This window comes from Tautonia plasticadhaerens, assembly GCF_007752535.1.
GTDB classification, from domain to species: Bacteria; Planctomycetota; Planctomycetia; order Isosphaerales; family Isosphaeraceae; genus Tautonia; species Tautonia plasticadhaerens.
Genome location: NZ_CP036426.1, coordinates 42,773 through 60,686 on the forward strand (window position 1 = coordinate 42,773; position 17,914 = coordinate 60,686).

The 17,914-nt window shown below is 70.9% G+C and carries 14 protein-coding genes; 11 read left to right on the top strand and 3 right to left on the bottom strand.

What is annotated here, in order from left to right; all coding sequences use genetic code 11:
* Nucleotides 1–120 precede the first annotated feature (120 nt).
* From ElP_RS00225 to ElP_RS00235, 3 genes are read left to right on the top strand one after another with little or no spacing between them, the layout of a single operon-like run.
* Nucleotides 121–783, top strand: a complete 663-nt coding sequence (locus tag ElP_RS00225) for a TetR/AcrR family transcriptional regulator (RefSeq protein WP_145266136.1) — start codon at nt 121–123, stop codon at nt 781–783.
* Nucleotides 784–827: 44 nt separating this feature from the next.
* Entirely contained in the window at nt 828–2,183 is a 1,356-nt protein-coding gene (locus tag ElP_RS00230) for an efflux RND transporter periplasmic adaptor subunit (RefSeq protein WP_145266138.1), read from the top strand.
* A 30-nt stretch (nt 2,184–2,213) separates the two neighbouring features.
* A complete protein-coding gene (locus ElP_RS00235) occupies nt 2,214–5,411 on the top strand; it encodes an efflux RND transporter permease subunit (RefSeq protein ID WP_145266141.1) in 3,198 nt (1,065 codons plus the stop codon).
* 911 nt (nt 5,412–6,322) lie between these two features.
* Here ElP_RS00235 and ElP_RS00240 read toward each other — a convergent pair.
* Entirely contained in the window at nt 6,323–8,023 is a 1,701-nt protein-coding gene (locus tag ElP_RS00240; RefSeq protein WP_145266145.1) for an alkaline phosphatase family protein, read from the bottom strand.
* Between the two features lie 672 nt (nt 8,024–8,695).
* Between ElP_RS00240 and ElP_RS00245 the strand changes: the two genes are divergently transcribed.
* The 5 genes from ElP_RS00245 (at nt 8,696) to ElP_RS00265 (ending at nt 14,291) form a co-directional block, all read left to right on the top strand.
* Nucleotides 8,696–10,264 (top strand): hypothetical protein, encoded by a 1,569-nt coding sequence (locus tag ElP_RS00245; protein ID WP_145266147.1) that lies wholly within the window; start codon nt 8,696–8,698, stop codon nt 10,262–10,264.
* Nucleotides 10,265–10,846: 582 nt separating this feature from the next.
* Nucleotides 10,847–11,413 (top strand): thioredoxin family protein, encoded by a 567-nt coding sequence (locus ElP_RS00250; protein ID WP_231749367.1) that lies wholly within the window; start codon nt 10,847–10,849, stop codon nt 11,411–11,413.
* A 1,487-nt stretch (nt 11,414–12,900) separates the two neighbouring features.
* Entirely contained in the window at nt 12,901–13,386 is a 486-nt protein-coding gene (locus ElP_RS00255; protein ID WP_145266150.1) for a VOC family protein, read from the top strand.
* A gap of 147 nt (nt 13,387–13,533) precedes the next feature.
* On the top strand, nt 13,534–13,917 hold the full coding sequence (locus tag ElP_RS00260) for a DoxX family protein (RefSeq protein ID WP_145266153.1): 384 nt from the start codon (nt 13,534–13,536) through the stop codon (nt 13,915–13,917).
* A gap of 20 nt (nt 13,918–13,937) precedes the next feature.
* Nucleotides 13,938–14,291 (top strand): MmcQ/YjbR family DNA-binding protein, encoded by a 354-nt coding sequence (locus ElP_RS00265; protein WP_145266156.1) that lies wholly within the window; start codon nt 13,938–13,940, stop codon nt 14,289–14,291.
* A gap of 86 nt (nt 14,292–14,377) precedes the next feature.
* On the opposite strand, the gene ElP_RS00270 is transcribed toward ElP_RS00265, so the two are convergent.
* Entirely contained in the window at nt 14,378–14,560 is a 183-nt protein-coding gene (locus ElP_RS00270; protein ID WP_231749368.1) for a hypothetical protein, read from the bottom strand.
* Between the two features lie 287 nt (nt 14,561–14,847).
* Here ElP_RS00270 and rpsL point away from each other — a divergent pair, with 287 nt between their 5' ends.
* The 3 genes from rpsL to ElP_RS00285 all read left to right on the top strand — a co-directional run bounded on the left by rpsL (nt 14,848) and on the right by ElP_RS00285 (nt 16,624).
* Nucleotides 14,848–15,249 (top strand): 30S ribosomal protein S12, encoded by a 402-nt coding sequence (gene rpsL, locus ElP_RS00275; RefSeq protein ID WP_145266161.1) that lies wholly within the window; start codon nt 14,848–14,850, stop codon nt 15,247–15,249.
* A 186-nt stretch (nt 15,250–15,435) separates the two neighbouring features.
* A complete protein-coding gene (gene rpsG / locus ElP_RS00280) occupies nt 15,436–15,909 on the top strand; it encodes a 30S ribosomal protein S7 (protein WP_145266164.1) in 474 nt (157 codons plus the stop codon).
* Between the two features lie 124 nt (nt 15,910–16,033).
* The gene (locus ElP_RS00285; RefSeq protein WP_145266167.1) at nt 16,034–16,624 is read left to right on the top strand and encodes a Uma2 family endonuclease; all 591 of its coding nucleotides are present in this window, start codon (nt 16,034–16,036) and stop codon (nt 16,622–16,624) included.
* A 102-nt stretch (nt 16,625–16,726) separates the two neighbouring features.
* Here ElP_RS00285 and ElP_RS00290 read toward each other — a convergent pair whose 3' ends face one another.
* Nucleotides 16,727–17,794, bottom strand: a complete 1,068-nt coding sequence (locus tag ElP_RS00290) for a hypothetical protein (protein ID WP_145266170.1) — start codon at nt 17,792–17,794, stop codon at nt 16,727–16,729.
* Nucleotides 17,795–17,914: the final 120 nt, after the last annotated feature.

Below are 17,914 nucleotides of genomic sequence, written 5' to 3' on the forward strand. Positions count from 1 at the left end.
CCGGCCCGGACATCCGCCCTTGACTCGGTCGGCGGCCTGTCTAGACTATTGTACCGAGCGGTAGCTTAACGAGCGCTCTATAAATGAGGTTGCGGGCATGCGTGCCGGAAGGGTGGGTGGATGACGGGACGAGGGGACGGGCAGGATTCGCCGGAGCAGGGCCATGCGACCGCCCGGCATATCGAGCGGGTCGCCTCGGGGCTCTTCGCCGACCGGGGATTCGCCGCCACCCCCGTCCGGGCGATCGCCGAAGCCGCCGGGGTGACCTGCCCGACGCTCTACTACCACTTCAAGAGCAAGGAGGGGCTCGCCCAGGAGCTGCTGACCCGCCCCTCCTCGGAGGTCGTCGCGGCCCTGCGACGGCTGCTCAGCGACGCGGCGCTCGACCCGCTGGGGCGGGTGGTCCGCATGGTCGACGCGATGCTCGACTTCAGCCGGGCGGCCCCCGAGCGGGCCCGGTTCCTCTACGCCGTGATGTTCGGCCCCGCCGACGAGTGCCTGGCGGCCGAGGCCGAGGCCTTCGTCCGCGAGATCAACGCGCTGCTCGACGAGGCGACCGGCCGGCTGGAGGGGGCCGGGATCCTGGCCCCGGGCCGGGCGCCCGACCTGACCAAGGCCCTCCGGGGCCTGGTCGTCATCCACACCATGGATTTCCTCTACCGAGACGGCACCCTCCCCCCCGACCTCGCCGACCGGATCGTCCGCGACCAGCTGCTCGGGCTGGCCGGACCCGAGGCCCGTCCCGGGCCGTCGGGCCGACCGCCCGACGCCCTCCCCGGGTGATCCCCCCCGGACTTCCCGCCCCCGAGTCAAGGAGCCCGACGTCGATGACCCGCAGTCGAAGGTCCGGAGTTGCAGCGCTGGCCGCCGGGGTGCTGGCGGCCCTGGGATGCCAGCCGAGGAACGAGTACGCCCCGCCCCCGCCGCCGGCGGTCGAGGTCGCGACGCCGGTCGAGCGGCCGGTGACCGACTACCTGGAGTTCACCGGCTCGACCCGGGCGATCGCCACGGTCGAGCTGCGGGCCCGGGTCAACGGCTACCTGGAGGAGATCCACTTCGAGGACGGGTCGACGGTCGAGGAGGGCCAGCTCCTGTTCACCATCGAGCAGGCCCCCTACCGCACCAAGCTCGCGATGGCCGAGGCCGACCTGGCCAGGGCCCGGGCCGCGTTGCAGCTGGCCGAGGGCGAGCTGGGCCGCCTGCGGACGCTGGTCCGCCGGGACGCCGGCACGGTGCAGGAGCTGGACATCAAGCAGGCCGAGCGCGAGTCGGCCGTCGCCGGCCTGGCCGCCGCCGAGGCGGCGGTCGAGGACGCCGAGCTGCAACTCGCCTACTGCGAGATCCGCGCCCCGATCGCCGGCCGGATCGGCCGACACCTGGTCGACACGGGCAACCTGGTCCAGGCCGAGATGACCTCGCTGGCGATCATCGAGCGCTTCGACCCGATCTACGTCTACTTCACCCTCAGCGAGGGGGACCTGCTCGACCTCCAGAGCGAGCAGGATCCCAACCAGGCCGCCCCGTCCTCCCCCCTGGGGGAGGGCGAGCGGGTGCTGGAGGTGGGCCTGGGGGGCGAGCAGGGCTACCCGTACACGGGCCGCCTCGACTTCGCCGACCTGGGCGTCGACCCGGGCACCGGCACGCTCCAGCTCCGGGGCATCTTCCCGAACGAGGACGGACGCCTGCTGCCGGGCCTCTTCGCCCGGGTCCGCACCGCCGTCGGCGCGGCCCGCCCCCGTTTGCTCGTGCCCGACCGGGCGCTCGGCACCGACCAGCGGGGCGACTACGTGCTGGTGGTCGGCGACGAGGACGTCGTCGAGTACCGCTCCGTCACGATCGGCCGGTCCCTGGACGGGATGAGCGTGATCACCTCCGGCCTGGAGGGGGACGAACGCGTGGTCGTCAACGGCGTGCAGTTCGCCCGCCCGGGCGCCCCGGTCGACCCCCAGCCGTCCGACGCCGCCGAGGGCCCCGAGGCGGTCGCCGAGGCTGACGCCGAGGCCGAGGCTGAAGCCGATCTCGGCCCGACGGCCCCGGAGGCCGCCCCGGGCCTCGCCGCCGGGCCGGACGCCCCCGACCCGGAGGTCGAAGACGCCCCGGCCCCCGGGCCGACCTCGGGCCCGCGCGAGGGCCCGGTGCCCCCCGCCGCCGCCGCGGCCCCGTCCACGACCCGCCCCCGCTGACCCCCCCGCCCCGACCCCCGAGCGAGTCGCATGTCGCGTTTCTTCATCGACCGGCCGATCTTCGCCAACGTCATCGCCATCGTCACGATGATCTTCGGCGCGGTCGCGCTGCTGGCCTTGCCGATCGAGCAATACCCCGAGATCACCCCGCCGACGGTCCAGGTCCGGGCCGTCTACCCGGGCGCCAGCGCCCAGGTGGTCGCCGACACGGTCGCCGCGCCGATCGAGCAGCAGGTCAACGGCGTGGAGGACATGCTCTACATGCAGTCCACCTCGTCGAGCGACGGCTCGTACTCCCTGACGGTGACCTTCGAGGTGGGCACCGACCTGGACCAGGCCCAGGTCCTCGTGCAGAACCGGATCTCCGCGGCCGAGCCGCTGCTGCCGGAGGAGGTCCGCCGCCAGGGCGTGACGGCCAAGAAGCAGTCGACCAACATCATCCTGGTCATCAACCTGCTGTCGCCGGACAACACCTATGACAGCCTGTTCATGTCCAACTACGCCTCGCTCCGCATCCGGGACGAGCTGAGCCGGATCGACGGCGTGGGCGACGCCCGGAGCTTCGGCAGCACCGAGTACAGCATGCGGATCTGGCTCGACCCGGAGAAGCTCAAGGCGAGGAACCTGACCACCCAGGACATCCTGCGGGTGCTCCGGGAGCAGAACGTCCAGGTGGCGGCGGGGGCGATCGGCCAGTCCCCGGCCCCGGAAGGCCAGAACTTCCAGCTGACGATCTCGGCCCTGGGCCGCCTGAGCGATGCGGAGCAGTTCGAGCAGATCGTGGTCAAGGGGGGCGAGGGGACCCGGGTCACCTACCTGAGGGACGTCGCCCGGGTGGAGCTGGGTGCCCAGACCTACGACCAGTACGCGCTGAAGAACGCCCAGCCGACGGCCAGCATCGCCATCTTCCAGCTGCCCGGCGCCAACGCCCTCCAGGTGGCCGACGACATCCGGGCGACGATCGAGCGGCTGAGCGAGGACTTCCCCCAGGGGATGACCTACGACATCCCCTTCGACACCACCCTCTTCGTGCGGGAGTCGATTCGGGAGGTCTACAAGACGCTCTTCGAGGCCGGCGTCCTGGTGCTGGTCGTCATCCTCGTCTTCCTCCAGGACTGGCGGGGGGTGCTCATCCCGGCGACCACCGTGCCCGTGACGATCGTCGGCGCCTTCACGGCGCTGGCCCTGCTCGGCTTCACGGTGAACATGCTCACCCTCTTCGGCCTGGTGCTGGCGATCGGCATCGTGGTCGACGACGCGATCGTGATCGTCGAGAACGCGGCGCACCACATCGAGCGCGGCCGCAACCCCCGGGACGCGACGATCCGGGCGATGGGGGAGGTGACCGGGCCGATCATCGGCATCACGCTCGTGCTGATGGCCGTGTTCGTCCCCACGGCCTTCCTGGGGGGGATCACCGGGCAGCTCTACCGGCAGTTCGCCCTGACGATCGCCGCCACCGCGATCATCAGCGCCATCAACGCGTTGACGCTCAAGCCGGCGCAATCGGCCTCCCTGCTCCGCCCCCTGCGGGGCCGGAAGAATTTCTTCTTCCGGGCCTTCAACTGGGTCTACGACCGCTTCGCCTGGGTCTACCTGGCGATCGTCAAGGGGCTGGTCCGCGTCCCCGTGCTGGTGATGCTCCTGTTCTTCGGCGTGGTGGCGGGGACGGTCTACCTCTATGCCAGCCTGCCGACGGGCTTCCTGCCGGTGGAGGACCAGGGCTACGCCATCTCGCTGGTGCAGCTCCCCGACGGGGCCTCGCTGCAGCGGACCTCCGAGGTGGTCGACGAGGCGAACGACATTCTCATGAACACGCCCGGCGTGGAGAACGTGTTCGCCATTGCCGGCTTCTCCCTGCTGGACAGCACCGCCACGTCGAACGCCGCCACCTTCTTCGTCGTCTTCGAGCCCTTCGAGGAGCGGCACGAGGAGGAGAAGTCCATGGAGGCGATCCTCGGCAGCATCCGCGGCCAGTACGCGTCGCGGATCAAGGAGGCCGTGGCGATGATCTTCCCGCCGCCGTCGATCCGGGGGCTGGGCACCACCGGCGGCTTCCAGCTCCAGCTGGAGGACAAGGGGGCCGGGCTCCAGGAGCTGGCCCGGATGGTCCAGCAGGTGCAGGCCGACGCGGGGGGCCAGTCCTCCCTGCAGGCCGTGACCAGCACCTTCCGCGCCGGGGTTCCGCAGCTCTACGCCGACGTCGACCGGGTGAAGGCCAAGACGATGGACCTGGACCTCAACGACGTCTTCGGCACCATGCAGGCCTCGCTCGGCTCGGCCTACGTGAACGACTTCAACAAGTTCGGCCGCACCTATCAGGTCCGCGTCCAGGCCGACGAGCGCTTCCGCAGCTCACCGGAGGACATCCGCAAGCTGGAGGTCCGCAACCTCAGGGGCGAGATGGTGCCGCTGGGCGCCATCGTCGACGTGAAGAAGGTCGTCGGCCCGCAGATCATCAGCCGGTACAACCTCTACCCGACCGCCGCCGTCACCGGCGAGGCCGCGCCGGGGTACAGCTCCGGGGACGCCCTGACGCTGATGGAGCAGATGCTCGCGCGGAACCTGCCGCCCGGCATGGGCTACGAGTGGACGGGCATGTCCTTCCAGGAGAAGCGCGTCAGCGGCCAGTCGGTCTGGGTCTTCGGCCTGGCGGTGCTGTTCGTCTACCTCGTGCTGGCGGCCCAGTACGAGAGCTGGCTGCTGCCGGCGGCGGTGATCTTCGTCGTGCCGCTGGGCCTGCTGGGCGCCGCCACGGCGGTGGCCCTCCGGGGGTTCGACAACAACGTCTACACGCAGATCGGCATCGTGCTGATCATCGCCCTGGCGAGCAAGAACGCGATCCTCATCGTCGAGTTCGCCCGGGACCTGCACGCGCAGGGCAAGTCGATCCGGGAGGCGGCCGTCGAGGCGGCCGGCCTGCGGTTCCGGCCGATCCTGATGACCAGCTTCGCGTTCATCCTCGGCGTCTGGCCGCTGGTCAACGCCGAGGGGGCCGGGGCCGCGAGCCGGCAGGCCCTCGGCACGGCCGTCTTCGGCGGGATGATCGCCTCGACCCTCCTGGCCGTGTTCGTCGTGCCGGTCTTCTTCGTCGTCTTCCAGTGGCTCGCCGAGTTCCGCCCCTTCGGCCGACGCCGGGCGCAGGCCGAGGCCGACGCCGAGCCCGCCCCGACCCCCGAGGATGACCCCGCCCCCCACCGGGGCGAACCCGCCGTGCCCGTCCACTGACCGGATGGGCCCCCTCGGCTCGGCCCCGGGCGGGGACGAGCCGGCCCGGATGCGGGGGGAGGGCGGGCGACTCGGTGATCGAGTCGCCCGCCCTCCCCCTTGCGCCATCCGACCGAGCATCAGGGGCGCGGCCGCCGGGGCCGATGTCGGCCCCGGCGGCCGGGTCTCGACCGATCGGCGTCGGCCGGGGAGGCGGTCGGCCCGGGGCGCGCCGGGGCCTCGGTGCCGACGCGGGGCCGGCCGATCCGCGGGGCCCCTCCGCCGCCCCCCGATCAGAAACCCGGGAGGTCGGGTGACTGCCGGGGCGGGGTTTCTCGATAGTAAGGAGAGGGGCCGATCGCTCCCCGCCCGTCCCCCGTCCGTCCCTCCGACGGGAGGACGATCAGGAGGCAGGGTCGGGCGTCCCTCGTCTTTGGCAATCCGAACCATCGTGGAGACCCGACCCCCGGCAAGGAGGCTCCGCCTTCAACCGAGCCGGCCGTCCTGGCGGCGTCGCGACGAGACGAATCGAAGCCAATCCGGTGCGACGAATTGACGGAGCGAAGCCATTTGCGACGCCGGTCGAACCATCGCAAGTCGTTTCATCCGAGGAAAATCAATCCAAAATGCCCCGGGCGCACCGGCGGCGTCGATCGGCGCACCGGCCCATGCCCGACCGGGTTTCTCGGCGAGCTCGCTCGGCCCGCTCGGGTCGGTCGGGGCCGAGGCGAAACGAACCCATCCCCGTCGCGACGAGACGAAGCCGACCCCGGGGTTCATGCGACGGTGGGAAGCCAGTGAGGTCGGCGCAAGCCGAATCCGGAACAGGAAAAACGGCCGAAGGTCCGGGCGCATCGGAGGCGCACCGGCAGCGCACCAGCCCGAAACCCGTCACGGTCGGGCCGGGGTGATCCGCTGAGGGAGGCGTCGGGTCAGAGGTAGCCGAGTTCGGCCAGGCGTTGCTTGACCGCCTCGTCGTCCTCGGGGTCGGGGGCATCGTCCGACCCGCCCCCGGGAGGGCCGTCGGCGTCGCCCGGGTCGGGGGGGGCGATCGGCTCGTCGAGGTCGGGGAGGGAGGAGGGGTCGAGGACTTCCAGCAGGGGCCGGCCGTCGAGGTCGTCGGGGGCCGGGACGCCGAGCAACCGGAGGACGGTCGGGGCGATGTCCAGCAGGGTGGCGTCCGGGCCGAGGGAGGAGCCGGGGCGGATCGTGGGGCCGGAGGCGAGGAAGACCCCCTCCATCCGGTGGTCCCCCGTGGGGCCGAAGGCGGGGGAGATGACCTTGTGGGTGGTGAAGTCGTGCAGGCCGATCGTCCGGTATCGCCAGTCCCCCAGCACCACGGTCAGGTCGGGCGCCAGGTGGGCGTTGGGGCCCTGGTAGAGTTCCTCCGCCTCATAGACCCGGTCGACCAGCGGCCCCCCCGTCTCGGGATGGGTCAGCCCGGCCAGCTCGGCCTTGAGGTCGTCGAGCAGCGGGCGGACGTCCTCGGGCCGGACGCAGCCATTGGGCTGGCGGCCCTGTTTATTGACGAAGATCTGGCCGAAATTGCCCTGGGCGTAGGCCCTCGTCTTCGACCAGTCGATGTGGCGCCGGGAGAGGAAGAGCGACTCGGCCATCTGGTCGAGCCGGTTGTCCTGGCTGCCGCCGAACCGGCTGACCCGGTGCTTCGCCTGGCCGAGCCGGGCCATGATGCGGTAGATCCACTCCAGCGTCACCCCCCGTCGGAAGAACCAGTGCTTCTGGCGGACGTAGGGGGTGTCGATGAGCGTGATGTATCCGCGGTCGAGCAGCCATACGTTGAAGTTGACGAAGTGCTCGACCGGCCCGAAGCCGTGGTCGCTCATCAGCACGAGGGTGGCGTCGGCGGGCAGGGCGGCCTCGATCTCGCCGATCCCCTCGTCGAGCCGCTTCCAGAAGGCGACGAAGCCGTCCCGGACCTTCGACAGGTCCCGGCCCCGGGCGACCCGGTGCGACGGCTCCCAGGCATGCCAGAGTTCGTGCTGGATGCGGTCGGTCGCCATCAGGTCGTAGACGAACAGGTCCCAGGGGCGGGCGTCCATCAGGAACCGCACGGCCCGGAGGTGGTGGTCGAGGAACGAGGTCAGGCCGGCCAGCGCCTCGGGCTCCCGGCCGCCGTCGTGGACGGAGACGTCCCAGGGGCGGTAGGGCTCGCCGAGGTGCCGTTCCAGCTCGGCGAACAGCTCCGGGTCGGAGGTGAAGTCCCGGGCGTTGGGGGGGGCGAGGAAGTCGCCGAGGAAATTCAGGCCGGGGGTCTTCCGGGGCGGGTAGCTCATCGGAACGGCGCCGGCGGTCGTCTTCCGGCCGTAGCGGGCGGCGACCTCCCAGAGCAGCGCCGAGTCGATCGACCGGGACGTGTTCACCCGGCCGCCGAGCGGGTCGTGCCCGAACTCCAGGAACTCGAAGATGCCGTGCTTGCCCGGGTTCTTGCCGGTCATCACGCCGGTCCAGGCCACCGGGCTCAGCGGCGGGAAGATCGACCGCAGGGTGCCCGACGCCCCCCGAGCCCGCACCCGGGAGAGGTTCGGCAGCTCCCCGGCCTCGGCCAGCGGCCCGAGGATGTCCCAGGTCGCCCCGTCGAGCCCGAGCACGAACACCTTGGTCGCCGTCGCCATCGCTTCGCGTGCCCCCCGGCCGATCCGCCCCGCCTCGATCACGGCCCCTATTCTAGCGGCGCCCGTCCCCGGGATCGACCCGGCCCCCCTTCGGCATGTCCCGGTCCTGTCGGTCCCGCGGGCAGGCCCGCAAAAAGTTCGAGCAGTCCCCCGACCGCCTTGGGCCGTGTCACGAAAATTCTCCCAACCCTAACGGCATTCTCCATAAGAACCTGCGGCGAATGGATTCGTCTCCCATCCGGGGAAATTCGGGCCTGGCATCAGGGCTGCGTTGGCGACGATCGCTCGCAATCGAATACGTCTTCGGGCACGAGGGCCTCGGCCCCTGTTCGAGCACGGTCGAGATCACGAGCAAGCGTCGTTCTCCCTGGCTATGCCCGGCTCCCTCGTGGGGAGCCGGGCTTTTTTTTTGCCCCTTCGTCGGGTCGACGACGGGGAGCAACCCAACCCGCAACAACCTGGGAGGTTTCCAGCTCGGTCAATTCCGCCATTCCTCCCATACCCCCCTGTTCGCCGATTTTGTCGTTCGCTCCTTGCGTGGGTCGAGGACCTGGCCTATACAGTAGATTCGCATCGATTGCGGCGCCTTGAGCGGCTGGGGCGTGCGTGGCGACGAGGGCGTTTGCTCCGGCCGGGAACGAAGAATAAGCCCCCACCAGCGGAGCGACCACGATGAGACGGTTCAGGAGTGGCGGGATCGGCCTGGCGGCGGTCGTCGCGGTGGCCCTGGCGGTGCCGGGGACGGCGTCGGCCTGCCACCGATGCGGGCACGGCGCGATCGGTGGGGCCGCCGGCCCCTGCCCGGCCCCCGTCGGCCCGGCGATGCCGGTCGACTGCGGCCCGGCGATGATCCCCCAGACGGTGACCTCGTATCAGACCGTCACCGAGACGGTCTACGACGAGGTCCCCGAGACGATCATGCAGACCCGGTCCCGGACCGAGTATCGGGCCGAGCAGGTGCCGGTCACCCGGTACACGACCGAGCGGGTGCCGGTGCAGGTGACCCGGACCGAGTACCGGACCGAGTACGTCTCGCAGCAGGTGCCGGTCACCCGACACGTCACGGAGCAGGTGCCGGTCACCCAGACCCAGACCCGATACCGGACCGAGTACCGGGCCGAGCAGGTGCCGGTCACCCGGACGGTCTACGAGACGGTGGACGTCCCCCGCAGCTACGTCGTCAGCGTGCCGAAGTATGAGACCGTGCAGCAGCCGGTGACCCGGACGGTCTGCGAGCCGGTGACGTCCACGCAGGCGGTCCACCAGCGGCACACCGTGCTGGACCAGGTGGTCGAGACGGTCATGCAGTCGCAGCCCTATACGGTGATGGTCCCGCAGGTCCGGACCAGCTACCAGGCCCGGACCGTGGCCGAGCAGGTGCCGGTCACCCGATACCGGGAGGTGTGCGTGGACATGGGGGGCTACGAGACCCGCACGTTCTCCGTCGGCGGCTGCGGCCACCGGCTGGGGCACGGGGGGAAGGGCCTGGCCTGCCTCGGCCACGGCGGCTGCGGCCATTCCTGCGCCCCGGCCTCCTGCGTGACCCAGCAGGTCTACGTCCCCCGGCCGGTCCGGCAGCGGATCCCGGAGACCTCGTACGTGACCCGCCAGCGCTGCGAGACGTTCCCGGTGCAGACGACCGTCCAGGTGCCGGAGGTCCGCCACCAGCAGGTGCCGGTGCAGGTCACCCGCCAGGTCCCCCGCGAGGAGATCCGGACGGTCCAGGTCCCGGTGACGCGGATGGTCCCCCGGCAGGTCACCGAGATGGTCCCGACCACGAAGGTGACCATGACCCAGGAGACCCGGACCGAGACCGTGCCGACGCTCCAGGCCCGGCAGGTCACCGAGACGACCACCCGGCAGGTGCCGTACACGGTCACCGAGCAGGTGCCGGTGACCGTCATGACCACCCGGACCCGGGCCGTCACCGAGACCGTGACGCAGCAGGTCCCCGTCCGGAAGGCCGTCCAGGTGCCGGTGACCGCCTACACCACCCGGACGGTCCCGGTGCAGGAGGTCATCACCCGGCAGGTGCCGTACACGGTCACCGAGCAGGTGCCGGTGACCGTCATGCGGCAGGTCCCCCGCCAGGTGACCCGGCAGATCCCGGTGACGACCACCGTCATGGTGCCCGCCCCGTCGGCCCAGGCGATGCCGGCGGCCTCGCCGCAGGGCCAGGCCTCGCCGCAGGGCCAGGCCTCGCCGACCTCCCAGGAGGCCTCCCCCCAGGCCCAGTCCTGATCCCGGGTCGAGTCCGGGTCGACCCCCTTCGAGCGTCCCCCGACGAGGCGGCGACGACGGCCCGGGCCGTCGCCGCCTCGACGCGTCCCGGGAGGAGGCCGGGACGGGCCGGCCCCCCATCGGGCAGGGGTGGCGACCCCGGAGATCGGCGTGAGGGAACGGCTCCCGCCCACGGGTATGCTCCGGAATTGCCCGGATCGATAACCCTTCGGGTGGCCGGGGGCTCGTCCGCGAGGCCTCGTCCGCGAGGCCCCGGCCAACCGAAGGCACGCCTTCCGGGCAATGCCGGATGAAATGGCCCCGGCCCTTGCAGCGACGGCCCGTCGGCCTACCATTCGGTGGGACACCTCGGCCTCGGCCTCGGCCGGTCGCGTCGGTCCCGGGACCCGCTCGATGCCTCGGGCGGAGTCCCTTCGGCCTCCCCCCCACCATGCGGGGCCGAGGGCCGATCGAGGAGGACCGCCCCGGGAGCCTTCCGCCGCGGCCTTCCCCCGCGATCGGCCGTCCCTGCCCCGCCTCGCCCCCATCAGCCGCGATCGAATCCCCGAGATCGATGCGGCCCACGCCCGGAGCCTCGCCCTGATGATCGATTGGAACCTCGCGTTCGAGCGGTCCTTGCCCTACGACGAATTCCTCTCCCGGCACGGCAAGGAGGCCGAGCGGGCCAAGTGGGCGGCCATCCACGGCCGGGTGGCGCTGACCGGCCCGCAGCGCGAGCTGATCGGCGGGTTCGTCCGCCGGATGCCGGTGCTCTGCCTGGCCGGGACCTGGTGCGGCGACTGCGTCTCCCAGTGCCCGATCCTCGACCACATCGCCCGGGCCAACCCCTCGGCGATCGAGCTCCGCTACCTCGACCGGGACGCCCTGCCCGAGGTCGCCGACGCCCTGAAGGTCAACGGCGGCCGCCGGGTGCCCGCGGTCGTCTTCCTCAGCGAGGACTTCCTGGAGGTCTCCCGGTTCGGCGACCGGACCCTCTCGCGCTACCGCAAGCTCGCTGCCGACCAGCTCGGGCCGAGCTGCCCGACCGGCCTGGTCCCCCCCGCCGTCGAGGAGCTGGCCGCCGTCACCGCCGAGTGGGTCGACCAGTTCGAGCGCGCCCACCTCATCCTCCGCCTCTCCGGCCGCCTCCGGGAGAAGCACGGCGACTGACCCCCTCACCGCCCCGATCGCCGGCGGCGGTATGAGCCGGCCGGTGCGCCGTTGGTGCGCCCCCGGTGCGCCTCCCCCGAGATCGCCGTTTCTCCTTGCCAGGTCGACGATTGCGGCGTGACCGATTGGGTCTGCCCCGTCGCGTCCCCTCCCAGGAATGGGTTCGTTCGGTCACGTCCCGGGCGGTCGACTCGCCTGCCCCGCCCCCGGCCTCGCGTCGCGCACCGAGGCGCCGCGGTGCGCCTCCGGTGCGCCTCCCCGTCTCGGCCCGAGACGCCGGCCCGGTGCGCGAGCGGTGCGCCCGAGGTGCGCCGGCCGCGACTGGGAGTTTTTCCTTATTCGGAAAGGGTTTGCGTCGATCCGATTGGCTTCGTTCGGTCGAACTCGTCCCGGGCGATTGACTTCGTCTCGTCGGCGACGGCGTGGCCAATCGGCTTCGATTCGCCGGGGCCGGATCGCCGGATCGGCTTCGATTCGCCGAGCGGCCCGCGACCGGCTCTGGGCGTCCGGGTCCGACAGCCCCGCGACCGACGACGGCGATCGATCCCCGACACCTCATCACCGGATTGCCCGGAAGACGGCAGCCTGGTCGTGTGTAGCCGGGGCAACGCGGAGCGTGCCCCGGTGGGCGAGTGCCCGCGATCCCGCGGCACGCTCCGCCCTGCCCCGGCCACGCCGAAGGGTGAGTGATCCAGGCAACCCCGTATCACCTGCTCGGCTTGCCAAGGAGCAGGGCCCGACATCCCGGGCCTCCCGGCCGGCCTCCCCCCGGCGTCGGCCGAGGGGAGACGGACGGAGGACGGCCCGGGGGCGTCGATCCCCTGTCCCTTACTATCGAGGAAACGAGGATCGGCAGTCACACGAAATGGCCGGGCGGACGCTCCGGTTGATCGTCCGATCAGTATGTGCGGGGATGGCCAGGTCGTCACCACCCATGCCCGATGAGACAGGGTCGATGCCGACTGCCGCCTCGATGAGGCCGTCGCACAAGGCCATCCAGGCGTCTTGCGAGGCACTGGAGACGTCGACCCCCGTCCCGACCGGGAAGGCCATGATGTCGAACCGGTCGTTGGTCGCCGCGTGCTCAAGCTTATGGGTCCCCTCCTCGTCGAGGAGCCCGGATGCGTCGGGTCGCGCATCATACCCGCATCGAACCTGGGGCTCGAACGCACCACGGTACGATCCAGACCCCCGCTGAATTTACGACATCTCGGAAAGTCCCGGGAGTGGTCACACGATTCTTTCAGAGCCTCTTCCATTTCTCCAATCGTGATCTTCTTCACGTCGCCTCCTTGCTGTCCCTCCACGTTGTGGGGCGCGTCCTGCTTCTTCGGTCAAGCGATGATTTTCACGTTGTGGAACAAATCCGCAACCGCCTCGCGAACCGGGATCCCCCTTCCCGAATTTCTACTGTACGTCCGTTGACTTCCAGCCGATAACTGGTTCCAATCCGGCGTCCCCTCGACCCCAGGGCAAGGAGACCGACCATGACCAAGCTGATGACCTGCCTGTACTTCGACCGCGGTCAGGCCCGCGAGGCGGCCGAGTTCTACGCGAGCGTGTTCCCCGACAGCCACGTCGGCAAGGCCCACGCCTCCTCCGTGGACCTCCCGGCCGCGAAGGAGGGCGAGGAACTCCTGGTCGAATTCACCGTCCTGGGGCAGGCTTACGTCGGCCTGAACGGCGGGCCGGAATTCACGCCGAACGAAGCCGTGAGCTTCATGGTCGTGACCGAGACCCAGGAGGAGACCGACCGCTACTGGGGCGCCATCGTCGGAAACGGCGGCAAGGAGAGCGCCTGCGGCTGGTGCAAGGACCTCTGGGGCTTCTCCTGGCAGATCACGCCGCGCGTGCTGCTCGAGGCGGTGGCTGACCCCGATCGGGCCGCCGCGAAGCGGGCGATGGAGGCGATGATGACGATGGGGAAGATCGACATCGCCGCGATCGAAGCCGCACGGCGGGGCGAGGGCTGAAGCGGACACGTCAAGGATGCTCGTGGCGACCTCTGTCGCTCTCCATGAGGAGCAGGCCGGAGCTGACTTGCGACGAAGCGTGGAGCAGAGGGTCGAGGCAACCTTGATTCTACTCCCCGAACGGACCACCCAGGTGAGGAGAAGAACATGACGGATGCGATTCCGAAATGGCAGCGCGTGACCGGCTGGGTGCTCTCGGGCATCCTCGCCTTCGTGTTCCTTCCCAGCGCCTTCTTCAAGATCGCGCAACCCGAGGGCTTCATCGAGGAGTGGTCCGAGACCTACCCCGCCGCCTCCGCCCTGCTGCTCGGGGTCGTCGAGCTGGCGGTGTTCGCACTCTACCTCGTCCCGAAGACCCGCTACCTCGGCGGCCTCCTCATGCTCGCCTACCTGGGCGGTGCCGTGGCGACCCACGTCCATGCCAACGACGGGATGTTCTTCGTGCCGGTGATCGTCGGCGTCGTCGCCTGGCTCGGGCTGTATTTCCGCGACCGTAAGCTCCGCTCCCTCGTGCCGCTCGTGGCTGATTGACGCCGACAAGGGCAGCGTTTATGACCGCCAACGACTTCCGTGAGCTGGCCCTTGGCTTCGACGACGCCGAGGAAAGCGCTCACATGGGGGCTGCCGACTTCCGCGTCGGCGGCCGCATCTTCGCGACCCTCGCCCATGAGCCTCTCGGGTTCGGGAATTTGATGCTCTCCCCCGAACTGCAGCAGTCGCTCATTGCGGAGGCCCCGGGGGTGTTCCTCCCCGTCTCCGGCGGCTGGGGGAGGCAGGGCGCGACTCATCTCCGCCTGGCGGAGGCGACGCCCGAGCAGCTGCTCAAAGGGCTCCAGCTCGCCTGGAATCTGCGAGTGCAGAAGAACGCGAAATCGAGGAAGCCCCGAGGCAAGCGGAAGCCCTGAGTCGATGCGTCCCTGACCCCGGGCGGGTGGCCTGGGTCGGCGGCCTCCTGCTCGTCGCCTCGATGCTCGCGCCGCTGTGGCCGAAGCTAACGGCCGGGGGCCCGCCAGCCGGTCGGCTCATCGACCCGCACGACACGGATCGCGCCGCCGGCCGGCCGCCAGGTCGCCAGGGACGTCTTGTACCTCTTGACCGCCTTCTCGCCGTAGAGCTCGAACGTGTCGGAGGGCCAGCCCCGCCGCCGGCCACCCTGCTCGGTCAGGTCGATCACCTCGGGGCCGTAGGTCCGCGGCCGGCCTCGTCTCCCCGCGGGACGTGGCCCGGGCAGTCTCAGCAAGCCGGCGTCCTTGCGGAGACGACTGACGGGGTCCGGGGCCTTGACATCGGGGGGGGCGGGGGTAGACTGGACGTTTTGCCGCATCGGGCGACGGCGCGGGCGATGCGCCCGGAGTCCCGCCCCGGCGCGGAGACGGAACATCCCGAGGAGCAGCCCGGGGCCGGGCGCACGGCCCTCCGGGTTCGGGGACGCCCGAGGATCGCCAGGACGACCGAAGACCCATGCCCACGATCAATCAGCTCGTCCGCAAGCCGCGGAAGCAGCAGTACACCAAGACCAAGTCCCCGGTGCTCGAGGCCAACCCGTTCAAGCGGGGGGTCTGCCTGCAGGTCAAGACGATGACGCCCAAGAAGCCCAACTCGGCGCTCCGCAAGGTGGCCCGGGTGCGGCTCTCCAACGGCAAGGAGATCACCGCCTACATCGGCGGCGAGGGGCACAACCTGCAGGAGCACTCGATCGTGCTGGTGCGGGGCGGCCGCGTCCGCGACCTGCCCGGCGTGCGGTACCACATCGTCCGGGGCGTGCTCGACTCGCTCGGCGTGGCCGACCGCAAGCAGGCCCGCTCCAAGTACGGCGCCAAGGCCAAGGGCGCCCCGCCCGCCAAGGGCGCCCGCAAGAAGTAAGTCCACGTCGGCGGCCTTCGGTCGGCCGAATCGGGACGGCGGATGGTCGGGGCCCCTCGGCGATCGATCCTCCGCGATCCCCCCTCGGCCCCCGGACATCCGCCCCCCGACCGCCGTCCCCCGCTCCTCGACCCCCCGGAAGACTCGAGAACCTGCCTTCGCCTCGCTTTAGGGAACCGACTCGACATGGCCCGCAAGTTCACCGCCAGCAAGATGCAGCTCCGGCCGGACCCGAGGTTCGGCTCGAAGCTGGCCAGCAAGTTCATCAACTGCCTGATGTACGACGGCAAGAAGAGCGTCGCCCAGCGCGTCTTCTACGACGCCACCGACCTCATCCAGAAGCGGCTGCCGGACATCGACCCCCTGGAGGTCTTCGTCCGGGCGGTCGAGAACGTCATGCCGGTCATCGAGGTCCGCTCCAAGCGCGTCGGCGGTGCCACCTACCAGGTGCCGATGCAGGTGAAGAAGAACCGCCAGCAGACCCTGGCGATCCGCTGGCTCCTCATGGCCTCCCGCGAGAAGAAGGGCCGGCCGATGCACGTGAAGCTCGCCGACGAGCTGATCGCCGCCTTCAACCGGGAAGGCGCCGCCATGAGCCGCCGCGAGAACGTGCACCGCATGGCCGACGCCAACAAGGCGTTCGCCCACTTCGCCTGGTGAGCCCGGGCCCGGCCTGACGATCCGACCAAACTCCGAGGGCGATCCGATCCGAGGCGATCGGGTCGCCCCCGTCTCATTCCGTTCGGGTTCTCCCTTCACCGCCGGGAGCCGGGGAGGTCCGCCCATGTCCGCCGAAGTCGCCCCGCGCCGCCTGGTCACGTCCGAGGAGTTCTTCGCCCTGCCCGACGACGGGATCGACCGCGACCTGATCGACGGGGTCGTCGTCGAGTGGGGGAAGCGCATGACCCGACGCCATCGCAAGCACGGGCGAGTCGAAGCCCAGGTGAGCTATCTGCTGAAGCGGTGGCTCTTCGAACGGCCGGAGCCCCGGGGGGAGGTCGTCGCGGGCGAGGTCTACTTCCGCCTTCGGCGCCCTGGAGACCCCGAGGCCGAGGCGAACGTCGGCATCGACGTGGCGTACGTCTCGGCCGGGCTGGTCGCGGCGACGGCCGACGAGGCGACCTTCTTCGACGGCCCTCCCGTGCTGGCCGTCGAGATCCTCTCGCCGTCGAACACCCAGGAGGAGATCGACGACAAGGTGGCCCTGTACCTGGCCGCCGGCGTCCCGATCGTCTGGGTGATCAACACGAGGTATCGGACGATCACCATCTATCGGCCCGACGCCGAGCCGGAGCTGGTCAACGCCCTCGGCGAGCTGGCGGCCGAGCCGCACCTGCCCGGCTTCCGGGTCGAGGCCCGGCGTGTGTTCGAATGAGCATGTCGCAGGCGCAAGAATCAAGGCCCGCCGGCCCTTGAAGTGAGGGAGCCGACGGGCCGTCGCCGTTGCATCGGATCCGGCGGGGGGCCGGAGGGGGCGTCAGGGCTTCGAGTCGTCCAGCCTCAGCGCGGCGGGCTTCTCGTCGGCAGGAGAGCCGGAGTCCTGGGAGGTCGAGGAGGACTGCGTCTCGACCTCGGGACGACGGCCGACGGTGTCCCGGAGGGTGATCGTCCGATCGCCGATGCGGATCTGCTCGGCGACCATCGCCTCTTCGCCGTTGAGCCGGGCCGGTCGGACGAGCATGGCGGCCGAGGTGCCCTGGCCGAGGTCCACGCCCTGGAGCTTCGACTCGGGGCCGAGGATCACCGAGGACTGCCTCCCGCCGGCCATGGAGACCTCGGCGATCACCTGGGGCTCGTCCCGGCCCCGGAACGTCGCCGTCCGGGTCTCCCGGATCTCGCCCCGGACCCGCTTCATGTAGCCGTCGTCCGGGCGGGCGATCTTCGCCGACTGCCCCTCCTTGGAGATCTCGACGGCCATCAGCACCGGGCGATCATTGATCATGCCCCGGTGGCCGATGACCTCGATCGCGTCCCCCTTGGCGAGTTCCAGCGGCGCGAGCTGTTCGGCCGGGCCGAGGTCGACCTTGGCCGTGCGTCCCTCGGGGTTGGCGACCCGGGCGACCTGGTGCGGCTGGTCGAACCGGGCGAGCGTAACCTCCTGGAGATCCCGGACGGTGCCGGAGAGCCTCAGGATCGAAAGGCCCCGGGTCTCCTGCATCCGCTCGGTGCTCTGGCGGATCGCCCGGGAGAGGGCGGAGGCGTAGACGGCCTGGACCGAGTCGAAGGTGCCGTCGCCGTCGGTGTCGATGGCGATCCGGATCGGGCGGTCGTTGCGGGGGGGCTGCTGCGGCTCGTCTCGCATCTGGCCGGCGAACTGCTCGTCCTGCCGACGCTGGTCGGCCGGGGTCTCGTCCTCGACGACGACCTGGCGCTCGACGACCGCCGGGGGCGACGGGGCGACCACCGGGGCCGGGGCGATGGGCTCGGCCGACGCGGGGGGGGCCGGCGGCTCGGGGACGACCTGGGCGGCCGCGGCCGCCGCCAGGGTCAGCAGCGAGGCCGGGCCGGCGAGCAGGCCGATCCCGGTCCGAAAATAGGTATTCATAAATGAATCTCCTTTGATGTGGTTCGCGTCGCTGGGGGGCGCTCGAGACCGGGCCGGGCCCCCGGCCCGGGGCCTCCCTCTTGGAGGGCGGCCGGGGTCGGGCGGGGGGCGAGTGCGTCG

Bases quoted from the DNA above. Each gene is read 5' to 3' on its own strand.
- ElP_RS00225 (WP_145266136.1), top strand. From the start codon at position 121: ATGACGGGACGAGGGGACGGGCAGGATTCGCCGGAGCAGGGCCATGCG.
- ElP_RS00230 (WP_145266138.1), top strand. From the start codon at position 828: ATGACCCGCAGTCGAAGGTCCGGAGTTGCAGCGCTGGCCGCCGGGGTG.
- ElP_RS00235 (WP_145266141.1), top strand. From the start codon at position 2,214: ATGTCGCGTTTCTTCATCGACCGGCCGATCTTCGCCAACGTCATCGCC.
- ElP_RS00240 (WP_145266145.1), bottom strand. From the start codon at position 8,023: ATGGCGACGGCGACCAAGGTGTTCGTGCTCGGGCTCGACGGGGCGACC.
- ElP_RS00245 (WP_145266147.1), top strand. From the start codon at position 8,696: ATGAGACGGTTCAGGAGTGGCGGGATCGGCCTGGCGGCGGTCGTCGCG.
- ElP_RS00250 (WP_231749367.1), top strand. From the start codon at position 10,847: ATGATCGATTGGAACCTCGCGTTCGAGCGGTCCTTGCCCTACGACGAA.
- ElP_RS00255 (WP_145266150.1), top strand. From the start codon at position 12,901: ATGACCAAGCTGATGACCTGCCTGTACTTCGACCGCGGTCAGGCCCGC.
- ElP_RS00260 (WP_145266153.1), top strand. From the start codon at position 13,534: ATGACGGATGCGATTCCGAAATGGCAGCGCGTGACCGGCTGGGTGCTC.
- ElP_RS00265 (WP_145266156.1), top strand. From the start codon at position 13,938: ATGACCGCCAACGACTTCCGTGAGCTGGCCCTTGGCTTCGACGACGCC.
- rpsL (WP_145266161.1), top strand. From the start codon at position 14,848: ATGCCCACGATCAATCAGCTCGTCCGCAAGCCGCGGAAGCAGCAGTAC.
- rpsG (WP_145266164.1), top strand. From the start codon at position 15,436: ATGGCCCGCAAGTTCACCGCCAGCAAGATGCAGCTCCGGCCGGACCCG.
- ElP_RS00285 (WP_145266167.1), top strand. From the start codon at position 16,034: ATGTCCGCCGAAGTCGCCCCGCGCCGCCTGGTCACGTCCGAGGAGTTC.
- ElP_RS00290 (WP_145266170.1), bottom strand. From the start codon at position 17,794: ATGAATACCTATTTTCGGACCGGGATCGGCCTGCTCGCCGGCCCGGCC.